The organism is Neisseria sp. HMSC067G12 (genome assembly GCF_001812725.1).
GTDB classification, from domain to species: Bacteria; Pseudomonadota; Gammaproteobacteria; order Burkholderiales; family Neisseriaceae; genus Neisseria; species Neisseria perflava.
Window position 1 is genome coordinate 188,123 of sequence record NZ_KV810226.1, and the last position, 18,402, is coordinate 206,524.

The following is an 18,402-nucleotide window of genomic DNA, read 5'->3' on the forward strand; positions in this document are numbered from 1 at the left end:
TGTTTTATTTCAGACGGCCTGATGGCTCTATTTTTATTGGGAAAACTCGGCTTCGACATCAATTTGGATTTGCTCAAGCTCTTCCTGCCATTGCAGCCAGTTTTCTTCCAGTTGCGTTAATTTTACTTTAGTTTCTGTTAATTGTGCGAGTGTCTCTTGCAATTTGGGTTTATTTTCTTCTGAATAAGCAGATTCTTGTGCCAAAAATGCTTCACAGGCCGTCTGAATATCAGTCAATCGTGCGATTTCTTTTTCGGCTTTGTCGATTTTCTGCTGAATCGGTTTGCTGCGTTTGGCTTTTTCCTGACGGATTTGTGCTTCTATGCGCTTTGTATCCTTACGGCTTTGGCTTTGTGCAGAAGCGGCGGGGGCTGCTGCGGCGTTTTCTTGTGCCAATCGCCATTGACGGTAGTTGTTCAAATCGCCGTCGAAGTTGTTCAGACGGCCTTTGTCGATAAGGAGGAAGCTGTCAGTAGTTGCTTCAAGCAGGCTGCGGTCGTGCGAAACAACAATCAATGCGCCTTGGAAACTTTGCAGGGCAAGTGTCAGGGCGTGGCGCATATCCAAGTCTAGGTGGTTGGTCGGTTCGTCAAGCAGCAGCAGATTAGGTTTTTGCCAGATAATCATGGCAAGGGCGAGCCGCGCTTTTTCCCCACCGGAGAACGGCTCAGTCTTTTGAACCGCCATATCGCCGACAAAGTTGAAACCGCCTAAAAAGTTGCGGATTTCCTGTTCGCGGACTTCGGGCGAAAGCTGCTGGATATGCCAAACCGGACTTTGGTCTGCGCGTAAGGTATCCAGTTGGTGTTGGGCAAAATAGCCGATATTGAGCTTTTCGGATCGGACGATGCTGCCGGAAAGTAAATCGATTTTTCCTGCCAATGCTTTGATAAATGTAGATTTACCGCTGCCGTTAACGCCCAATAGGCCGTAACGTGCGCCGCTTTCCAGAGACAAGGTAATATCGTGCAAAACGGTATTGTCGCCATAACCCAAGTCGGCATGGTCGAGTTTTAATAATGGATTGGGCAGGTGGGTCGGATTGGCAAACTCAAAGGAAAACTCGCTATCCAAATGCGCAGGAGCGATGCGCTCGAGCTTGGCTAGTGCCTTCATGCGGCTTTGGGCTTGCACGGCTTTTGTGGCTTTGGCTTTGAAACGGTCGATAAAGGATTGCAGATGTTTGATTTGCGCCTGCTGTTTGACGTAGGCGGCTTGTTGTTGCGCCAGACGTTGGGCGCGTTCGGCTTGATAGAAATCGTAATTGCCGCCGTATTGGGTCAGTTTTTGTTGCGACAGTTCGATGGTGTGCGTTGTGGTGGCATTCAAGAAGTCGCGGTCATGGGAGATGATGATTTGCGTACAGGGCAGGGAAGCGAGATGGCTTTCCAGCCACAATACGGTTTCCAAATCCAAATGGTTGGTCGGTTCGTCCAAAAGCAGCAAATCGGCACGGCAAATCAGTGCTTGGGCGAGGTTGAGGCGCATACGCCAGCCGCCGGAGAAGGATTTGACAGGGCGGGTATGTTCTTCTTGTGAGAAACCCAAGCCGTTAAGCAGTTTGGCGGCGCGTGCCGGAGCGGTATAGGCATCGATTTCTTCAAGTTTGGCGTGATATTCGGCTTGCTTCATACCGTCGTTTTGCGTTTCTGCTTGTGCCAAGGCCGTCTGAAAAGCCTGCAATTCGGCATCGCCTTGCAAAACGTAGTCTAAAGCGGAAATATCTAAATCCGGCGTTTCTTGAGAGACGGAAGCCAGACGCCATGTTTTCGGAATAAGGATTTCGCCGCCATCTTGAGTGATTTCACCTTTTATCAGCGCAAACAGGCTGGATTTTCCCGTACCGTTTTTACCGATTAATCCAACGCGTTGGCCGGGGTTGATTATGGCATCGGCTTTATCGAGCAGGACTTTCAAACCGCGTTGTAAGGTGAGTTTTTGAATTTCTATCATGATGGCAGGCAAGGGGATGAGTAAAACGAAAGGCGTTATTTTACCTGAAAAGAAATATAAAAGGCCGTCTGAACAAGCATGAAGACGAAAGCAACGATTTCTATTTCACTTATTCAGACGGCCTTTATGAAATGACAGTCAGAAATACTTTCAAATTGTCTGTCGTTTCAATTAAATTTGAAGATCGGCATTGTCCGCACGGATTTGGCGCAGGAATTTTTGTGTCCGCTCATGTTTGGGATGATTGAACAAATCTTGCGGGCTGCCTTGTTCGACAATAACGCCGCCATCCATCACGACGACGGTGGTTGCCACTTCCAAGGCAAATTTGATTTCATGCGTAACGACAACCATGGTCCAGCCTTCTTGTGCCAACTCCTTCATGGTATCCAAAACATCTTGCACCAATTCAGGGTCAAGCGCGGAAGTCGGTTCGTCAAACAGCATCAATTCAGGCTGAATTGCCAATGCTCGGGCAATGCCGACGCGCTGCTGTTGACCGCCGGAAAGCTGGTAGGGGTAGAGGTCAATCTTATCGCCCAAACCGACTTTTTTAAGCAATTTGACAGCCTCTTCACGCGCTTTGGCGACAGGCTTGCCTTGTACGGCAACCGGCCCTTCCATAACGTTTTCCAACGCAGTTTTGTGCGGAAAGAGGTTGTATTGTTGGAACACCATGCCGGACTTGCGGCGCAGTGCCAAAATATCGTGTTTGCTTGGTTTTTTGGAAAAATCGATGCTTAACGGCTGCGCATTGTCAAACTCGATCTGACCTTGTTCTGGCATTTCCAAAGCATTTAAACAGCGTAAAAACGTGGTTTTGCCTGAGCCGGAAGGGCCTAAGATGACAACCACTTGTCCTTTGCCGACATCCAAATCGATGCCGCGCAAAATGGTATTTTCGCCAAAGGTCTTATGGATATTGCGGATTTTAATCATGACAACTCCTTATTTGGCAACATAGCGGTCGAAACGTTTTTCCAAACGCGCCTGAATCAGAAACAGCACTTTGCAGAAACACCAATAAACCAATGCGGCTTCGATATAAACGGGTAAAAAGTCATAAGTACGGTTTGCTGTCTCTTGGGCAACACGGAAAAGCTCGGTTACCGTTACCACTGCGGCAAGCGAGGTGTTTTTGAACAAGCCGATAAACTCGTTGCTTAAAGGCGGTACGGCAACGCGGAATGCCTGTGGCGCGACAATGCGGCGGAAAGTCTGCATATAGGTCATGCCGATGGAGAAACCTGCTTCCCATTGGCCTTTAGGTACGGACAAAATTGCCGCGCGTATGGTTTCGGAAGCGTATGCGCCAACATTGAGCGAGAAGCCGATGATGGCGGCAGGAATCGGGTCGATATAGATGCCGACGGAAGGTAAACCGTAGAATACGATGACCAACTGTACCAAAAGCGGCGTACCGCGAATGACGGAAATATAAAATTCCACCAGCTTCAGCAAGCATTTTTGGAAAATGCCACCGGAGGGCATGATTCTTACCAAAGCAACGGCTACGGCAATAATCATGCCGATAACGAAAGAAGCGATCGCCAAAGGCAAAGACACTGCGAAGCCGGCTTTAACCATGGGCCAAAACGCGCTGATGAGCATATCAGCGCGTGTTTCCGTCATAAACGGCAGAGAAGCAAGGAAATTATTTAACACTGATGTCTTTTCCGAAGAATTGTTCGCCCAGTTTTTTCAGCGTGCCGTCGGCTTTCAGCTCAGTCATGGCAGTACTGAATTTAGCCAATGCTTCATCATTGCCTTTATTGACAATCAGGCCTGAGCCGACTTTTTCGTCAGCAGGGGCAGACCAAACGATTTGTACGCCGGCATTTGGGTTTTTCTTCAGGTAGTCCAATACCGCCAATTCGTCGTTCAGGGTTGCGTCGGCACGTTTTTGTTCAATCAGGGTCAGAGATTGCGCCAAGCCATCCACCGGTACGAGTTCAGCTCCTGCTGCTTTGGCTTTTTCGCCATAGTTGCTGGTCAGGGATTGTGCGGTTTTTACGCCTTTGATGTCGTCGATGGATTTGATATTGCTGTCTTTACGCGCGACTAAAACAGCACCGCTCCAGCTGTAAGGCTCGGATTTGTCAAAAGTTGCTTGACGTTCAGGGCTGGTCAGGCCGACTTGGTTGGCAACCACGTCGAAACGGCCGGCTTTCAAACCTGCCATCATGGAGTCCCATTGTGTTTCTTTAAATTCGACTTTTACGCCCAGTTTGTCGGCAACGGCGCGGGTAACTTCGACATCGTAGCCGGTCAATTTGCCGTCTTTGTCGTGGTAGGTGAAGGGTGCGTAAGTGCCCTCTGTGCCGACAGTGATGGTACCTTTGTTGTTGATACGCTCAATCAGTGAGCCGGAGGCCGCGCTGGATTGGGCCGGTGCAGAAGAAGCTGAGTTGCTGCCTTCGCCGCCACAGGCAGCCAAAACTACTGCAGCGATGGTGCCGAGTACGAATTTTTTCAACATGGATTTTTACTCCTGATTTTTAGTGTGTCATCTGGTATTAAAGCATGCATTCTAAGCGAAACTGCCCAAAATACAAAATACATCTTAGTTTCTTAAAAGGCCGTCTGAACGCTGATTTGTTCAGACGGCCTTGAGTGGTGTATCAAAATTTCGGCTTATGCAATTTCAAGCCACATGACTTGATAGGGTTGCAGTACCAAATCCTGATTCAGGGAAACGGTTTGACCGCTGATCAAATCGTGCGCTTTAAACGGCATGGCTTGCAGCGTATGCGCGCTGATGGTTTGCGGATGTTCGCTGAAGTTGCCGAATGCCAACAGCGCGTTGTTGCGCATATAGCCGATGATGTGTTTGTTGTTGGTATTGAAGGTAACCAACTTGCCGCCGTCAAAGCGCGGATTGTTTTGGCGGATGGCAATCATATGGCGCAAACCTTGGAAGATTTGACCGGCAGTGGTCGAGCTGTCATGGCGTTGGTTGTACAACTCCTCATTATAACGAGGACGGTGTGCCCAGCGGCTGTCGTCGCTCTTATTACTGTCTTGCGACCAGTCGTCATCATTGAGCGTACCGACTTCGTCGCCCAAGTAAATCAGCGGCAGACCGCCGGTACTCAGGGCGATGCTGTACAAAAGTTTGATGCGGTCAACGGCATACGGGTCATTTTGAGCCAAACCGACCAATGCTGCGGCTGTACCGCTGACACGGCAGTCGCCAGTGTTGGGGTTGTATTGGAAGGGGACGCCGCGCGCGAAGCTGCCATCAAAATGGTTGACGAAGAAACGGTTGAGGAATTGTCGGTGGTCGTAGCCGTGGATGCCGAACTGCCATGCGTCCTCATCGGCAAATGTCCAGCCGATGTCGTCATGGCTGCGGACGTAGTTAACCCATGCAGTGTGGTCGGGCAGGTTGTGGCGGTAGGTCAGTGCCTGATGGAGTAGGTTAACTTCGCGCGTGGCAAGCGTGTTCCACAACAATGCCATTTGTAGAGGGTTGTAGCCGATTTGGCATTCATCTTGGCTGATGTATTGGACAACTTGGTCAGGATGGACGATGGCTTCGGATTTGAAGAACACGGCCGGGGCGGCAATACGCATTACGGAGTTAAACGCACGAATCAGAGCGTGTGCCTGAGGCAGGTTTTCGCAGCTTGTGCCCATTTGCTTCCAAATAAAGGCAACGGCATCCATGCGCAGAATATCAACGCCCAAATTGGCAAGGAACATCATTTCGCCTGCCATAGCGCGGAATACCCAAGGATTACTGTAATTCAAGTCCCATTGGAAGGAATTGAACGTTGTCCATACCCAGCGGCCGTCTTCCAATTGCGAGAAACCGCCCGGATGTTGGTCGGGGAAGATTTCACGCAGGGTGCGGTCGTATTGGTCGGGCATCCAGCGGTCAGGGAAAATATAGTAGAAGTTGTCGTAGAGTGGATCGCCGGCAGCGCAGCGTTTTGCCCATTCGTGTTCGTTGGAAGTGTGGTTGAAGATGAAATCGACAACGGCGGAAATGCCTGCTTCGTGCAAGGCGGCAATGACATCGCGCAAGTCGTCTATTGTACCCAGTGCTGGATTGACATCGCGGTAGCTGCTGACCGCATAGCCGCCGTCGCTTTTGCCTTCAGGGCATTTAAACAGGGGCATCAGGTGTAGATAGGTCAGGCCCAATTCTTGGAAATAAGGGATTTTGGCTTTCAACCCTTGCAGATCGCCTGCGAACAAATCGACGTAGCACACGCCGCCAACCTGTTTGTTGGACAAAATCCAGTCAGGATCGTTTTCTCGCGCGATATCAATATCTTTTAAAGATGCGTTGCGTTGGGAATAGCTTTGCCATGCTTGGGCAATCAGTTGCTCCAGCATAGGGAGGACGGCTTCGTTGTTGTTGTATACGTTGTCCAGCTCGTGCATCAGTTTTGGGAAGTGTTCCTCAAGTCGTCTGTCAAACTGTTTCCAGTCTTCAGATGTCTCGATGCTTGCACGCTGTTCGGGGGTATAAATCGATAGGGTGCGTTCTTTAAGGTGATGCAAGGTCAAATCAACCTGTTGAGTCTGGGTCAACATAATGCCTACTCCGAAATTAAGGTGAAATTGTTTTGAAGCTTGGTTTCACTTCTTTTACAAATCCATGCCGATTGTGGGCGGCTAAGACTGTAATTTTGCGTCAAGAGACTGTCTCAATGATACTGGAAGTGCTTGAGTGTGCATAGAGTTTTCAAGGTTAAGAAGGATGATTTTTCAAGTGTTTGATTTTGATTAAAAGTAAGGTTGAGCATATGGAAAGCGGCCTTTTGACGAACTTATCTTTCAGACGACCTGAGTCTTGTGAGAAAAACTTTTATTTTTATTATCTTAGACATCTTTTTATTCAGATATGGCCGTCTGAAACATATGTACAGCATAATGGGTCGCTTATTTTGTTTAAAAATGAGTCATAGAGATTAAGTTCATGACTTCTGATGTAAATCAAGATTCTATAAAGAGGCAGTTATTGTGTTTTAAATAGAGAGAATGTACGAGCTTCATTCATTAAAAAATGAATCCATCAGTTTTCTTATTGATAGTGGTTATTATGTAGATTATCAAGTTAATAAGGAAAAGGTGTTTGTCTGGTTTGTCATGCTTTTTTAATATTATTTTTTAAAATTAGACTTGACCCATTACAAGCAATTACTTAAAGTATCCATCTTATTTTTACACAAGAAAACGGGTTGTCCCGTTCTAAAAAATGAGCGCAATCAAACCACCACAAATCACTGTATTCGACAGCAAGCCAACCGATGCTTATTTCTTCGGTACTTGCGTTCTCGACCTTTTCATGCCTGAAGCAGGCATGGATGCCATTACTTTAATCGAACAACAGGGTATCCGTGTCCATTATCCAATGGAGCAAAGCTGCTGCGGTCAACCGGCCTATTCGTCAGGCCATCCTAAAGAAGCCTTTGATGTTGCCAAAGCGCAACTGGATTTATTCCCTGAAAATTGGCCGATTGTCGTGCCTTCCGGTTCTTGCGGCGGCATGATGAAACACCACTGGCCGACTTTGTTCAAAGGTACCGAGTACGAGCAAAAAGCCATTGATTGCGCCAATCGTATCATTGAATTTACCCACTTCCTGCTGGCGATTGGTTACAAACCTGAAGATAAAGGCGAGCCGGTTAAAGTGGCTGTTCATACTTCCTGCGCGGCGCGTCGCGAGATGAATGTACATTTGTCAGGCTGGCAGTTGATCGACGGCATGGAAAATGTTGAACGTATCGTTCACGACCATGAAAGCGAGTGCTGCGGTTTTGGCGGTACATTCTCTGTGAAACAAGCCGATATTTCCGGAGCGATGGTAACCGACAAAGTTGCCGCGCTGAAAGAAACCGGCGCAACTGAAATCATCAGCGCGGACTGCGGTTGCATGATGAATATTGGCGGCAAAATCGCTAAAGACGAACCCAATATGCCACGTCCGAAACATATTGCATCTTTCCTGTTGGAACGCACCGGAGGTAAAGCATGAGCGCGCGCGAAAATATTTTAGCGAAATTGAAAAAAGCCGATGCCTTGCCGATGGAAGAACCGCCGGTTTTCGATTATTACCGTGAAATGGGTGTTTCTTGGGCAAACGATGTCGAACGCTTGAAACATTGGGCGGCTGCCATGCGTGCCGTCAAAACTGAAATCTATTGGGTTACCAAATCCAACTGGCCGCAAGTATTCCGTCAAGCCGCCGAAGGCAAGGGCTTGAAAAACATTCTGCTTCCATTGGAAACAGAACATGGTCAGCTGGCCCGTGCAGCTTTGGCCGATACCGATATTGAACCGCGTGGTTTTGAGCGAAAAATCGACGACTGGAAAAACGAATTCTTTACCGATATTGAGGCTGGTTTTAGCGGCTCTAAATGCGGTATTGCCCGTACCGGTACGATTATGCTGGAGTCCAGTCCTGTCGAGCCACGCAGCCTGAGTTTGGTTCCGCCTGTGCATTTCTGCTTGTTTGACACCAGCAAAATGTACAACGAATTACATAATGCTGTTGAAGGCGAAAAACTGGTAGAAAAAGGCATGCCTACCAACGTTATTTTGATTTCCGGCCCGTCTAAGACTGCTGATATTCAATTGACTTTGGCCTATGGTGCACACGGCCCGCGCGATTTGGTGGTTTTGGCCGTTCTGCCTGATCACATTTCCCCTGCCGATTTGGAGGAAAAAGCATGAGTTCCCAAACCATTAAATTCCATATGAAGCCGGAAACGTTCAAGCAAAACGCCGCGATTTCTTTGCAAGACAAACCTTTGCGTAAAAGCTTGCGCACAGCGATGGACATGCTGATGACCAAGCGCAAAGCCGTTTTGACAGATGAAGAAGAGCTGCAAAGCCTGCGTGACTTGTGTGAGCATGTCCGTCAACGTTCGTTGTCCAAATTGCCTGCATTATTGGAACAGCTGGAAGAAAACCTGACCAAGTTGGGCGTTAAAGTCCACTGGGCAGAAACACCTGCCGAAGCCTGCCAAATCATTCACAACATCATTACCGATAAAAACGGTAAGCTGATGGTGAAAGGCAAATCTATGGTCAGCGAAGAGATTGAGCTGAACCATTATCTGCAAGATCAAGGCATCAAAGCGATTGAGAGCGACTTGGGCGAGTTTATCGTTCAAATGGCCGGCGAGAAACCAACCCATATCGTGATGCCTGCCATTCATAAAACCAAAGAGCAGGTTAGCGAGCTTTTCCATCAAAACCTCGGCACTCCATTAACAGATGATGTAGACCAGTTGACTGGATTTGCGCGTAAAGCATTGCGCGATATTTACAGCACTGCCGATGTCGGTTTGAGCGGTGTGAACTTTGCCGTTGCTGAAACGGGCACTTTGTGTCTGGTCGAAAATGAAGGCAACGGCCGCTTGAGTACCACTGTACCGCCTGTGCACATCGCCATTACCGGTATTGAAAAAGTGGTTGCGAAGCTGTCGGATGTTCCGCCTTTGTACAGCCTGCTGCCACGCTCCGCCATCGGTCAGAACATTACCACTTATTTTAATATGATTACCGGTCCTCGCCGTAGCGAAGAGCTGGACGGCCCTCAAGAAATGCACTTGGTACTGCTTGATAACGGCCGTAGTCAAGCGTATGCAGAAGATCAAATGCGCCGTACCTTGCAATGTATCCGTTGCGGTGCGTGTATGAACCACTGTCCGGTTTATACCCGTATCGGTGGCGCGGCCTACGGTACGACTTATCCCGGCCCGATTGGCGAGATTATCTCTCCGCATTTGTTAGGCTTGGATGCGACACGCGATCTGCCGACTGCATGTACCATGTGTGGCGCCTGTGTTGAGGTTTGTCCGGTACGCATTCCGATTACCGAACAAATGCAACGTCTGCGTGTTGAAGCGCAACGTTCGCCAACAGAAACCGTTCCTCATCCTATCCGTGGTCAAGGCGCATCGCATACCTTCGGCGAGCAAATGGCGTGGCGTACGTTTAACGGCATTTTCAGCGGCAGTAAGGCTTATCGAGCATTCGGCTGGGCTGCTACCAAATTCCGTGCATTGACGCCAAGCAAGCAGTTAAGCTGGACCAATAACCATGTTCCGATGAAACCTGCCAAGCAAACATTGCATGAGATGATGGCAGAAAGAAAACGTCAGCAAGAAAAAGCATAAGACTTGAAAATAAAACCTGGGGGATAAAAGCCTCAAGTTTTATTTTTTATTGAATACTGCTGGTGTAGCATCGCTATTTGTAAAGGCATTTGATTTGATTATTGTATTTTGATTCTTTTGAATAAAAAGGCCGTCTGAAAGATTTTCAGACGGCCTTTATTACATCCAAAAGTTTTTGTCTAAGTCCTTAGAGCAATACTTTTTCTACACCGCCGTTATTGGCTTTTTTTACAAACTCATCCAGCCAGTTTTCGCCGAGGATGTGTTTCGCCATTTCGATGACAATGTAGTCGGCAGGCATATTGTTGTCGTCGGCGTAGCGGCTCAGGCCTTGCAGGCAGGCTGGGCAGGAGGTAAGCATTTTGACGGGTTCGCCCTGAGGCAGCTCTTTGAGGTTTTTCTCAATTTCCTCTTGTTTGCGGAACTTGACCTGAGTGGCAATGTCGGGTCGTTTGACGGCAAACATACCGGACTCGCCGCAGCAGCGGTCGCTTAAGACGACTTTCTGTCCCATCAGGCTGCTGGCCATTTGGGTGGCATTCATGGTTTTGATCGGGGTATGGCAAGGGTCGTGGTAGAGGTATTGCTGACCTTGTACGCCGTTTAGCTGCACACCTTTTTCAAGCAGATATTCATGGATGTCGATGATACGGCAGCCTGGGAAGATTTCTTCAAAACGGTATTTTTCCAGTTGGTCGTAGCAGGTACCGCAACTGACGACGACGGTTTTAATGTCGAGGTAGTTGAGGGTGTTCGCCATACGGTGGAAAGCCACGCGGTTGTTGGTGCTCATTTCTTCGGCTTTAGCCTTATTTCCGCCTGCGTCTTGCGGATAGCCGCAACACATATAGCCCGGCGGCAGGACGGTTTGTACGCCGACATGCCAGAGCATGGCTTGAACGGCTAGTCCGATTTGGCTGAACAGGCGCTCAGAGCCGCAGCCGGGGAAGTAGAACACGGCTTCGGCATCTTCCGGAGAAGCCGGATTGCGGATGATAGGAATACTCTTGTCGTCTTCTATACCCAGCATGGAGCGTGGAGTTTTAGCAGGCACGCTTTTCGGCAAAGGACGGTTGATGAAGTGGATAACCTGTTCTTTGATTGAGGCGGTACCGACGGTGGCTTTCGGTTCGGCTTTTTGCTTTTTAGTGCCAATCGGAAGAAGCTTGCCGATTTTGTAGGCAAAGTTTTGCGCTGGGAAGCCGGTCTGTATCATGGCGGCGCGAAGGGCTTTAATGGTTTTCGGGCCTGTGGCGTTCAAAAATGCCATACCCATTGAAGCTGCAGGCGCAAAGCGTTTGTGGCCGGAATCGGCAAGGTAGTTGCGGACGGCTACGGTAACGTCGCCAAAGTCGATGTTGACAGGGCAGGGCTTAACGCAGCGGTGGCACACGGTGCAGTGGTCGCCGATGTCCATCAGTTCTTCAAAATGCTTGACGGAAACGCCGCGACGGGTTTGTTCTTCGTATAAGAAGGCTTCGGTCAGTAAGCCCACACCGAGGATTTTGTTGCGGGGGCTATACAGTAGGTTGGCACGCGGAACATGAGTAGAGCAAACAGGTTTGCATTTGCCGCAGCGCAGGCAGTCTTTGACGGAATCGGCGATGGTGCCGAGGTCTGATTTTTCCATAATCAGCGATTCCGCACCCAAAAGCTCGAAAGACGGCGTATAGGCGTTGCGCAGGTCCGAGCCTTTCATCAGTTTGTGACGGTTGAAGGTGTGTTTGGGATCGACTTGGTTTTTGTAATTCCAAAACGGTTGCAAATCTTCATCTGTCAGGAATTCGAGCTTGGTAATGCCGATGCCGTGTTCGCCGGAAATTACGCCGCCGAGCGAACGGGCGATTTTCATGATGCGTTCCACAGAACGGTAGGCCGTCTGAAGCATTTCGGCATCGTCTGAGTTAACCGGAATATTGGTGTGAACGTTACCGTCGCCGGCGTGCATATGCAGGGCGACGAAGACGCGGCTGCGTACGGTTTTGGCGTGGATTTTGCCCAAGCCTTGGATAATTTTGGTATCTGTTTTGCCGCTGAAGATTTCAGAAAGCGGCTTCATTACGTCCGCTTTGACAGACACGCGCAGGCGGAAATCGCGGAAGGCAATAAAGCAGCTTTCATTGTTTTTGGCTTCGGGCGCAGCGTGGACGGCTGCGCCATAGCGTGCTTTATAGTCGGCAAGCGGCGCGTCTAAGTTAGCAAGCAGCCATTCCCAACGCGCTTTGACAGCGGAAACGTGGGCTAGGGCGTGTTTGCCGCGTTCGCCCAATAGTTCGGCGGTTGGCAGGTCTGTTCCCATTTTGTCGATGGGGAGTTTGCCGGACAGATATTGCTCTAAGGCGGCACAGAGTTTGAGTTTGTTTTGAATGGAAAGCTCAATGTTGATGCGCTCGATGCCGTCTGAATACTCACCGAGCCGCTCCAGCGGAATCACTACGTCTTCGTTGATTTTAAAGGCGTTGGTATGTTTGGCGATGGCGGCGGTGCGGCTGCGGTCAAGCCAGAAGGTTTTGCGCGCTTCTGGAGATATGGCGATAAAGCCTTCGCCGTCGCGGGCGCGGGCAAGTTTGCAGATGTGTTCGGCGGCTGCCTGTACGGCGGCTTCGTCATCGGAAACCACGTCTGCCAGCAAGACCATTTTAGGTCGGCCTTTACCTGCCGCTTTGGTGGCATAACCGACGGCGCGGACGTAACGCCAGTCTAAATGCTCCAAACCCGCCAGCCGAACGCTTTCATGGGTAAGCAGGAAATCGCGGATTTCGACGATGGAAGGCGTTGCGGTGGCGACTGTACCGAAAAATTCCATACATACAGTACGCGTGTATTTCGGCATTTTGTGCAATACGAAGGCGACGCTGGTGATGATGCCGTCTGTGCCTTCTTTCTGCACGCCGGGCAGACCGCTCAAGAATTTGTCGGTAACGTCTTTGCCCAAACCGACTTTGCGGAATTTGTGGCCGGGGATTTCCAAGCGTTTGGTATTGACGATATTGCGGCCGTCTGAATCCAACGTATGTACATCAAACAAGGCGATTTCTTCATCGTGGATTTTGCCAAAATTGTGGCGAACGCGTTCGATACGCAACCATTCGCCTTGAGGGTTGATCATGTTCCAGTAGGCGAGGTTGTCCAAGGCAGTACCCCACAGCACAGCTTTTTTGCCACCTGCATTCATCGCCACATTACCGCCCACGCAAGACGCATCGGCGGAAGTCGGATCAACGGCAAACACCAAACCCGCCTGATGCGCGGTTTCTTCCACCCGGCGGGTTACTACGCCTGCGCCACAATGGATAATCGGATGTCTGCCGTCCAAGCCTGCCAGCTCAACATATTCGACGCCGCGATGCTTGTCGAGTTTTTCGGTATTGATGACTGCGCTGTTTGCGTCTAAAGGTACTGCGCCACCAGTGTAGCCGGTACCGCCACCGCGTGGGATAATGACCAAGTCCAACTCAATTAAAGCGCGCACCAAAGGCGCGATCTCTGCCTCGGTATCAGGATTAACGACAACAAACGGATACTCCACGCGCCAGTCAGTCGCATCGGTAACGTGCGTTACTCGAGCCAATCCGTCAAACATAATATTGTGCGGCTTGGTAATTTTGCTTAAGCGATCCAAAATTTGATGGCGTTTTTGGCTGGTTTCATCAAAACTGCTATCAAAACGCTCGACTGCTTTTTCTGCTGCTGCAACCAAGACATCCACTTGCCGATTATCGTCGCGGCGTTTGCGGATTTCATTTAAGCGGTGGCGCATTTCCCGCACCAGCGCGGCGCGGCGTTTCGGATGCTCCAGCAAATCATCGACCAGATACGGATTACGCACGACCACCCAAATATCGCCCAATACTTCAAACAGCATTCGTGCCGAACGTCCTGTTTTGCGTTGACCGCGCAGGTCTTGCAGGATTTGCCACGCTTCGTTGCCCAACAGTCGGATGACGATTTCGCGGTCGGTATAAGAAGTATAGTTATAGGGAATTTCTCGAATACGCTGAGGGGCAGTAGTCGTGGTCATGGTCGTGTTCCGTTGATGGATGTAATGTTTTTATATTAAAGGCCGTCTGAAAAATGCAATTTCTTCTTGATGGCGTAAAGTGTTAATGTAGTGTAATTTTCGATATTTTTCAACGGAAAAGACAATAAACATTTCAATGGGAATGATTTTCAACTAGGTAATATTGTTTACAATCTTGTCATGTAAATGATTTTCAGACGGCCTGACAGATTTTATCGCTTGAGTTTTTCTGTAAAACCGCTATAATGCGTTTCTTCTATGGCGGGTCTCCCCGCATGGTAATTCGGAACACCGGGTCAGGGGCGGAAGCCAGCAGCCCACTCTGATGAGCCAGTGCCGGGGGTTCGGCTCGCCACCTTATTCAAAAATGCCGGAGATGGTTAAGTCTCCGGCATTTTTCATTGTATAAAGCGTAATAAAAAGGCCGTCTGAAATCTCATTTTCAGACGGCCTTTGAGTTTATGAGCCAGCTATTTATGCTTCTTCTGATTTTGTATTGGGCAAAACGCAGTTCAGGATAATGGCCAATACGGCGCATAAACCTACACCGGCGAAGCTCAAAGTACCTACTTTGATAATCATGCCGCCGATACCTGTCGTCAATACGGAACTGACGATAACCAGATTTTTCGGCTGCATCAAATCGACTTTCGCATCAATCAATGTTTTGATGCCCAAAGAGGCGATTGTACCGAACAGCAGCAACATAATGCCGCCCATAACCGGCATAGGAATCGAAGCCAAAAACGCGTTGAACTTACCGAAAAATGCCATGAAAATCGCAAAAATTGCCGCCCAAGTCATGATAACGGGGTTGCTGTTTTTGGTAATCATCACCGCGCCGGTCACTTCACCGTAAGTGGTCACAGGCGGGCCGCCGATCAAACCGGCCACGCACACGCCCAAGCCGTCGCCGGCGAGGGTTTTGTCCAAGCCCGGGTCTTTAGTGTAGTTTTTGCCGGTTACATTACCGATGGCCATAATGCCGCCGATGTGTTCGATGGCCGGGGCGATGGCAACGGGCAACATAAACAAGGCAGCCTGCCAGTTGACTTGAGGCGTTTCAAAATGAGGGACGGCAAACCAAGGAGCGTTGATGATGGCGCTGGTATCGACCAAGCCCATGATCAAAGCCAACACATAGCCTGAAGCCACGCCGATCAGAATCGGAATCAGCTTCATCATTTTGCTGCCGAAGACAGAAACAATGACGGTTACCGCAAAGGTAAAGCCGGACAGAATCAGCGAGTCGATATAGTCGATGACCTGTTTTCCATCCGCCTGACCCATGGCCATGCTGCTGGCTGCAGCGGCCACGGACAAACCGATTACCATAATCACCGGACCGATAACCACGGGCGGCAACAGCTTGTGTACCGCATCTAGACCGCGCCATCTAATTAGCGCGGCAAAGACAAAGTACATGAAACCTGCCGCAAACAGGCCGAACATGGTAGAAGGCAGGCCCCATTCGCCGATGGAGTAGATAATCGGTGCAATAAAGGCAAAAGAAGAGCCGAGGAAAATCGGCACTTTACGTTTGGTAACCAATTGGAACAACAAAGTGCCCAAGCCTGCGCCCAATAATGCCAAAGCCGGGTTCAGTCCCGTCAGAAGCGGCACAAGCACCATGGCACCGAATGCGACAAACAAAATCTGCGCACCGGCTACCGCCGTTTTAAGCTGATTCATAAAAGCTCCGAAGAAAATTCAAATGGCGCAGATTATACTGATTTATCCTAATTGTGAACATTTATTTACAAAAGGCCGTCTGAACATATGTAACGATGACACCTGTTCAGACGGCCTTATTCGATAGCGAATTGTTAATAACTTATCAAAATCGATTAGGAAAATTTTCAGCCGCGTGTTTCGCGCCAAACCAAATAATCGCGCAGGGGTGGCATGGGCGGATTGATGCAGTGCGGACAGATGCCGGTTGTGTCTTCATCGTCGCTGTCGATATGGTAGTCGTTTGGATCGAAGCGCACCTGCTGCATCACAGCTTGCGCCAATGCTTGTTCCTGTACGACATCAAATTCAAATTTTTCCAAAATCTCATTCAATAGGCAGATTTCGCCGTCGCTGAAAGATTCGCTGTGTTTGACAATGAGGCGTTGATAATCTTTATTGCTGATTTTTTCGTGAAGTAAATTGGTCTGGATAGTCATGATTTTATTGTTGAAATAAGATGGTTAAGGTGCGGATTATAGCGGATATCGTGTCGGCTGTTTCAAAGGGCGTCTTTAAGTTGACGGGCTTTGGCGAATATGGGGATAAATCTGTTCAATTCAATATTGACTGCCTGAAAATCGCGGCTATCAAAAAAATCGCCGATACGTATGGTTTTTCCCTGATAATCGAAAGACCATGCACCTTGTACACATTTTTGGATACGTAAAATATTGGGGACATTGTGAATTTTTCGTTTCATACCATTTTGGTAGAGGTTTTCGTTTGGCAACCTCTGTTTCCTTCCTTGTGCAACAGGAGCTTGGGGAATATGGTCACGAGAATGCCATTCGGAGATTTCTGACAACGGGAAACTACGCCAACGCCCAATGGAAAACAAGGTATAACCATGAGACAGCGTATGGTTACGGATCTTGATGTTTTCACGTCCGAAAAGTTGCCAAAGAAGGCCGTAAACAAGTGAACCGACTAAGTAGAAAGTAAAAAGTAAAGGGATGAGAATGGCTTCTAAATTAGTGAAATAGTGCTCTTCAAGGTAAAACGGCGCGATGCATGTAAGAACAAAGGAAAACATAAGAAATACCGCGGTAAAACCGATTTCCTGCGAGTCATGTACAACACGAGCAGATACGGCAATGCCGTCGGGCATGCGTTCGATTTTATAACGCGAAGATGCCATCAATAGCCTCCTATTTTTTCAGCCTGATACGCTTTTTGCAGCGGCCTAATTTGCGCCAAGCGGGCATGATCGATTTGTTCGGCAATTAAATGGGCTTTGCCTTGTGCGCGGCACTCGGCGGCAATTTTGCCTGCATCTACTTGATTGGCGGCCTCAAGTAAGGCCAGCCAGTGTTCACGTTGCGGATAAGGCGTGTTTTCAAGATTCAGACGGCCTTGTTTGTCGGCCACGCAGACGTTTAAGGCCGTCTGAAAACGTTCGGGGCGGCGGAATGCGTCGGTTTTTTTCAAAACATTCAAAATAGTTTTACTTTTGAACTGCCCGACTTGATGGAGCATGATGTGCCAACGGCAGACGAGTTCGGCAAGCTCGGCGCAGTGTTTGGGCGCGCGCAGGCGTTGATTGACTTCGCGGACGGGTTCGACGCCGTTAAGGTCGTGTCCGTAGTGTTTCGGCAGTATATCGGCCGGTGTTTTTGCCTTGCCCAAGTCGTGCAATAAGGCAGCATAGCGTTCAGCGAGGGACAGGTTCATCTCGGCGGCTCGTTGTACAACCATCAGCGTATGAATACCGCTGTCGATTTCGGGATGATAGTCGGCGCGTTGCGGTACGCCGAAAAGGGCATCGACTTCTGGCAGTAAAACTTTGAGTGCGCCGCATTCGCGCAAAACTTCAATCATTCGGCGCGGATTTTTCTCCATCAAGCCTTTGGCCAATTCCTGCCAGACACGTTCGGCAACCAAGGCATCCGCTTCGCCGTTTTCTACCATTTGCCGCATCAGCGACATGGTTTCATCGGCAATTTGAAAACCATAACGCGCGGCAAAACGGGCGATACGCAAAATCCGCACAGGGTCTTCGGCAAAGGCAGGCGAAACGTGGCGCAGGATGCCGGCCGCCAAATCTTGTTGTCCGCCAAAAGGATCGATGATCGTGCCGTCTGAATCCTGAGCCATGGAATTGATGGTCAGGTCGCGGCGCATTAGGTCTTGTTCCAGCGTAACGTCTTTATCGGCATGAAAACTGAATCCGGCATAGCCTTTGGCAGTTTTACGCTCGGTACGGGCGAGGGCGTATTCTTCGTGGCTGTCCGGGTGGAGAAAGACGGGAAAATCCTTGCCAACAGGTTGATAGCCTTGAGCCAACATGGTTTGCGCATCTGCACCGACGACTACCCAGTCGCGGTCTTTGACGGGCAGGCCTAAAAGATGGTCGCGGACAGCGCCGCCGACAAGATAGGTTTTGATGGTTTGTGTATTCATATAAAAATCGAACGATATAAAAAGGCCGTCTGAAAAGCCGTATTGGGTTTTCAGACGGCCTGAGTCAGAACGCTATTATGACGCTTTAGGTTTGTTGCTGTCGATAATCTTCAGTCCTGCGGCGACAACAAACCATATCGTTATGCGGCATATCCT

13 protein-coding genes and 1 other RNA gene are annotated in these 18,402 nt (G+C 49.2%); 4 read left to right on the forward strand and 10 right to left on the reverse strand.

All coding sequences use genetic code 11. The features are described 5' to 3' along the window. Nucleotides 1–33: 33 nt before the first annotated feature. The 5 genes from HMPREF2871_RS10850 to HMPREF2871_RS10870 form a co-directional block, all read right to left on the reverse strand. Nucleotides 34–1,953, reverse strand: coding sequence for an ATP-binding cassette domain-containing protein (locus HMPREF2871_RS10850; protein WP_049344810.1), 1,920 nt, complete (start codon nucleotides 1,951–1,953; stop codon nucleotides 34–36). Between the two features lie 171 nt (nucleotides 1,954–2,124). Further along, a complete protein-coding gene (locus tag HMPREF2871_RS10855; RefSeq protein ID WP_004520600.1) occupies nucleotides 2,125–2,892 on the reverse strand; it encodes an amino acid ABC transporter ATP-binding protein in 768 nt (255 codons plus the stop codon). A 9-nt stretch (nucleotides 2,893–2,901) separates the two neighbouring features. Then, complete coding sequence (locus tag HMPREF2871_RS10860) at nucleotides 2,902–3,618, reverse strand: amino acid ABC transporter permease (protein ID WP_049336124.1); 717 nt, start codon at nucleotides 3,616–3,618, stop codon at nucleotides 2,902–2,904. Then, complete coding sequence (locus tag HMPREF2871_RS10865; protein WP_049344811.1) at nucleotides 3,608–4,432, reverse strand: amino acid ABC transporter substrate-binding protein; 825 nt, start codon at nucleotides 4,430–4,432, stop codon at nucleotides 3,608–3,610. Before HMPREF2871_RS10865 ends, HMPREF2871_RS10860 begins: the two co-directional genes overlap by 11 nt. Nucleotides 4,433–4,587: 155 nt before the next feature. Beyond that, nucleotides 4,588–6,498, reverse strand: a complete 1,911-nt coding sequence (locus HMPREF2871_RS10870; RefSeq protein WP_049344812.1) for an alpha-amylase family protein — start codon at nucleotides 6,496–6,498, stop codon at nucleotides 4,588–4,590. Nucleotides 6,499–7,162: 664 nt separating this feature from the next. On the opposite strand from HMPREF2871_RS10870, the gene HMPREF2871_RS10875 reads away from it, so the two are divergent. Genes HMPREF2871_RS10875 through HMPREF2871_RS10885 form a run of 3 tightly spaced genes read left to right on the forward strand, consistent with a single transcriptional unit; the run spans nucleotide 7,163 to nucleotide 10,091 of the window. Further along, on the forward strand, nucleotides 7,163–7,942 hold the full coding sequence (locus HMPREF2871_RS10875; protein WP_049344813.1) for a (Fe-S)-binding protein: 780 nt from the start codon (nucleotides 7,163–7,165) through the stop codon (nucleotides 7,940–7,942). After that, complete coding sequence (locus tag HMPREF2871_RS10880; protein WP_049344814.1) at nucleotides 7,939–8,640, forward strand: LutC/YkgG family protein; 702 nt, start codon at nucleotides 7,939–7,941, stop codon at nucleotides 8,638–8,640. The genes HMPREF2871_RS10875 and HMPREF2871_RS10880 overlap by 4 nt, the downstream gene beginning before the upstream one ends. Then, nucleotides 8,637–10,091, forward strand: a complete 1,455-nt coding sequence (locus HMPREF2871_RS10885) for a LutB/LldF family L-lactate oxidation iron-sulfur protein (RefSeq protein WP_049344815.1) — start codon at nucleotides 8,637–8,639, stop codon at nucleotides 10,089–10,091. The genes HMPREF2871_RS10880 and HMPREF2871_RS10885 overlap by 4 nt, the downstream gene beginning before the upstream one ends. Before the next feature lie 187 nt (nucleotides 10,092–10,278). Here the strand turns inward: HMPREF2871_RS10885 and HMPREF2871_RS10890 are convergent, their stop codons facing one another. Continuing rightward, nucleotides 10,279–14,112 (reverse strand): DUF3683 domain-containing protein, encoded by a 3,834-nt coding sequence (locus tag HMPREF2871_RS10890; RefSeq protein WP_049336118.1) that lies wholly within the window; start codon nucleotides 14,110–14,112, stop codon nucleotides 10,279–10,281. Nucleotides 14,113–14,372: 260 nt separating this feature from the next. On the opposite strand from HMPREF2871_RS10890, the gene ffs reads away from it, so the two are divergent. Continuing rightward, nucleotides 14,373–14,469: signal recognition particle sRNA small type (gene ffs, locus HMPREF2871_RS10895), an RNA gene on the forward strand. Nucleotides 14,470–14,586: 117 nt separating this feature from the next. Here the strand turns inward: ffs and HMPREF2871_RS10900 are convergent. From HMPREF2871_RS10900 to HMPREF2871_RS10915, 4 genes are all read right to left on the reverse strand, one after another. Beyond that, nucleotides 14,587–15,804: a uracil-xanthine permease family protein gene (locus HMPREF2871_RS10900; protein WP_003679234.1), complete on the reverse strand. Its 1,218-nt coding sequence runs from the start codon at nucleotides 15,802–15,804 to the stop codon at nucleotides 14,587–14,589. 167 nt (nucleotides 15,805–15,971) lie between these two features. Further along, nucleotides 15,972–16,283: a hypothetical protein gene (locus HMPREF2871_RS10905; protein ID WP_004520589.1), complete on the reverse strand. Its 312-nt coding sequence runs from the start codon at nucleotides 16,281–16,283 to the stop codon at nucleotides 15,972–15,974. 62 nt (nucleotides 16,284–16,345) lie between these two features. Then, entirely contained in the window at nucleotides 16,346–16,984 is a 639-nt protein-coding gene (locus tag HMPREF2871_RS10910) for a hypothetical protein (RefSeq protein ID WP_049344817.1), read from the reverse strand. Further along, complete coding sequence (locus HMPREF2871_RS10915; RefSeq protein WP_004520587.1) at nucleotides 16,984–18,246, reverse strand: multifunctional CCA addition/repair protein; 1,263 nt, start codon at nucleotides 18,244–18,246, stop codon at nucleotides 16,984–16,986. The genes HMPREF2871_RS10910 and HMPREF2871_RS10915 overlap by 1 nt, the downstream gene beginning before the upstream one ends. Nucleotides 18,247–18,402: the final 156 nt, after the last annotated feature.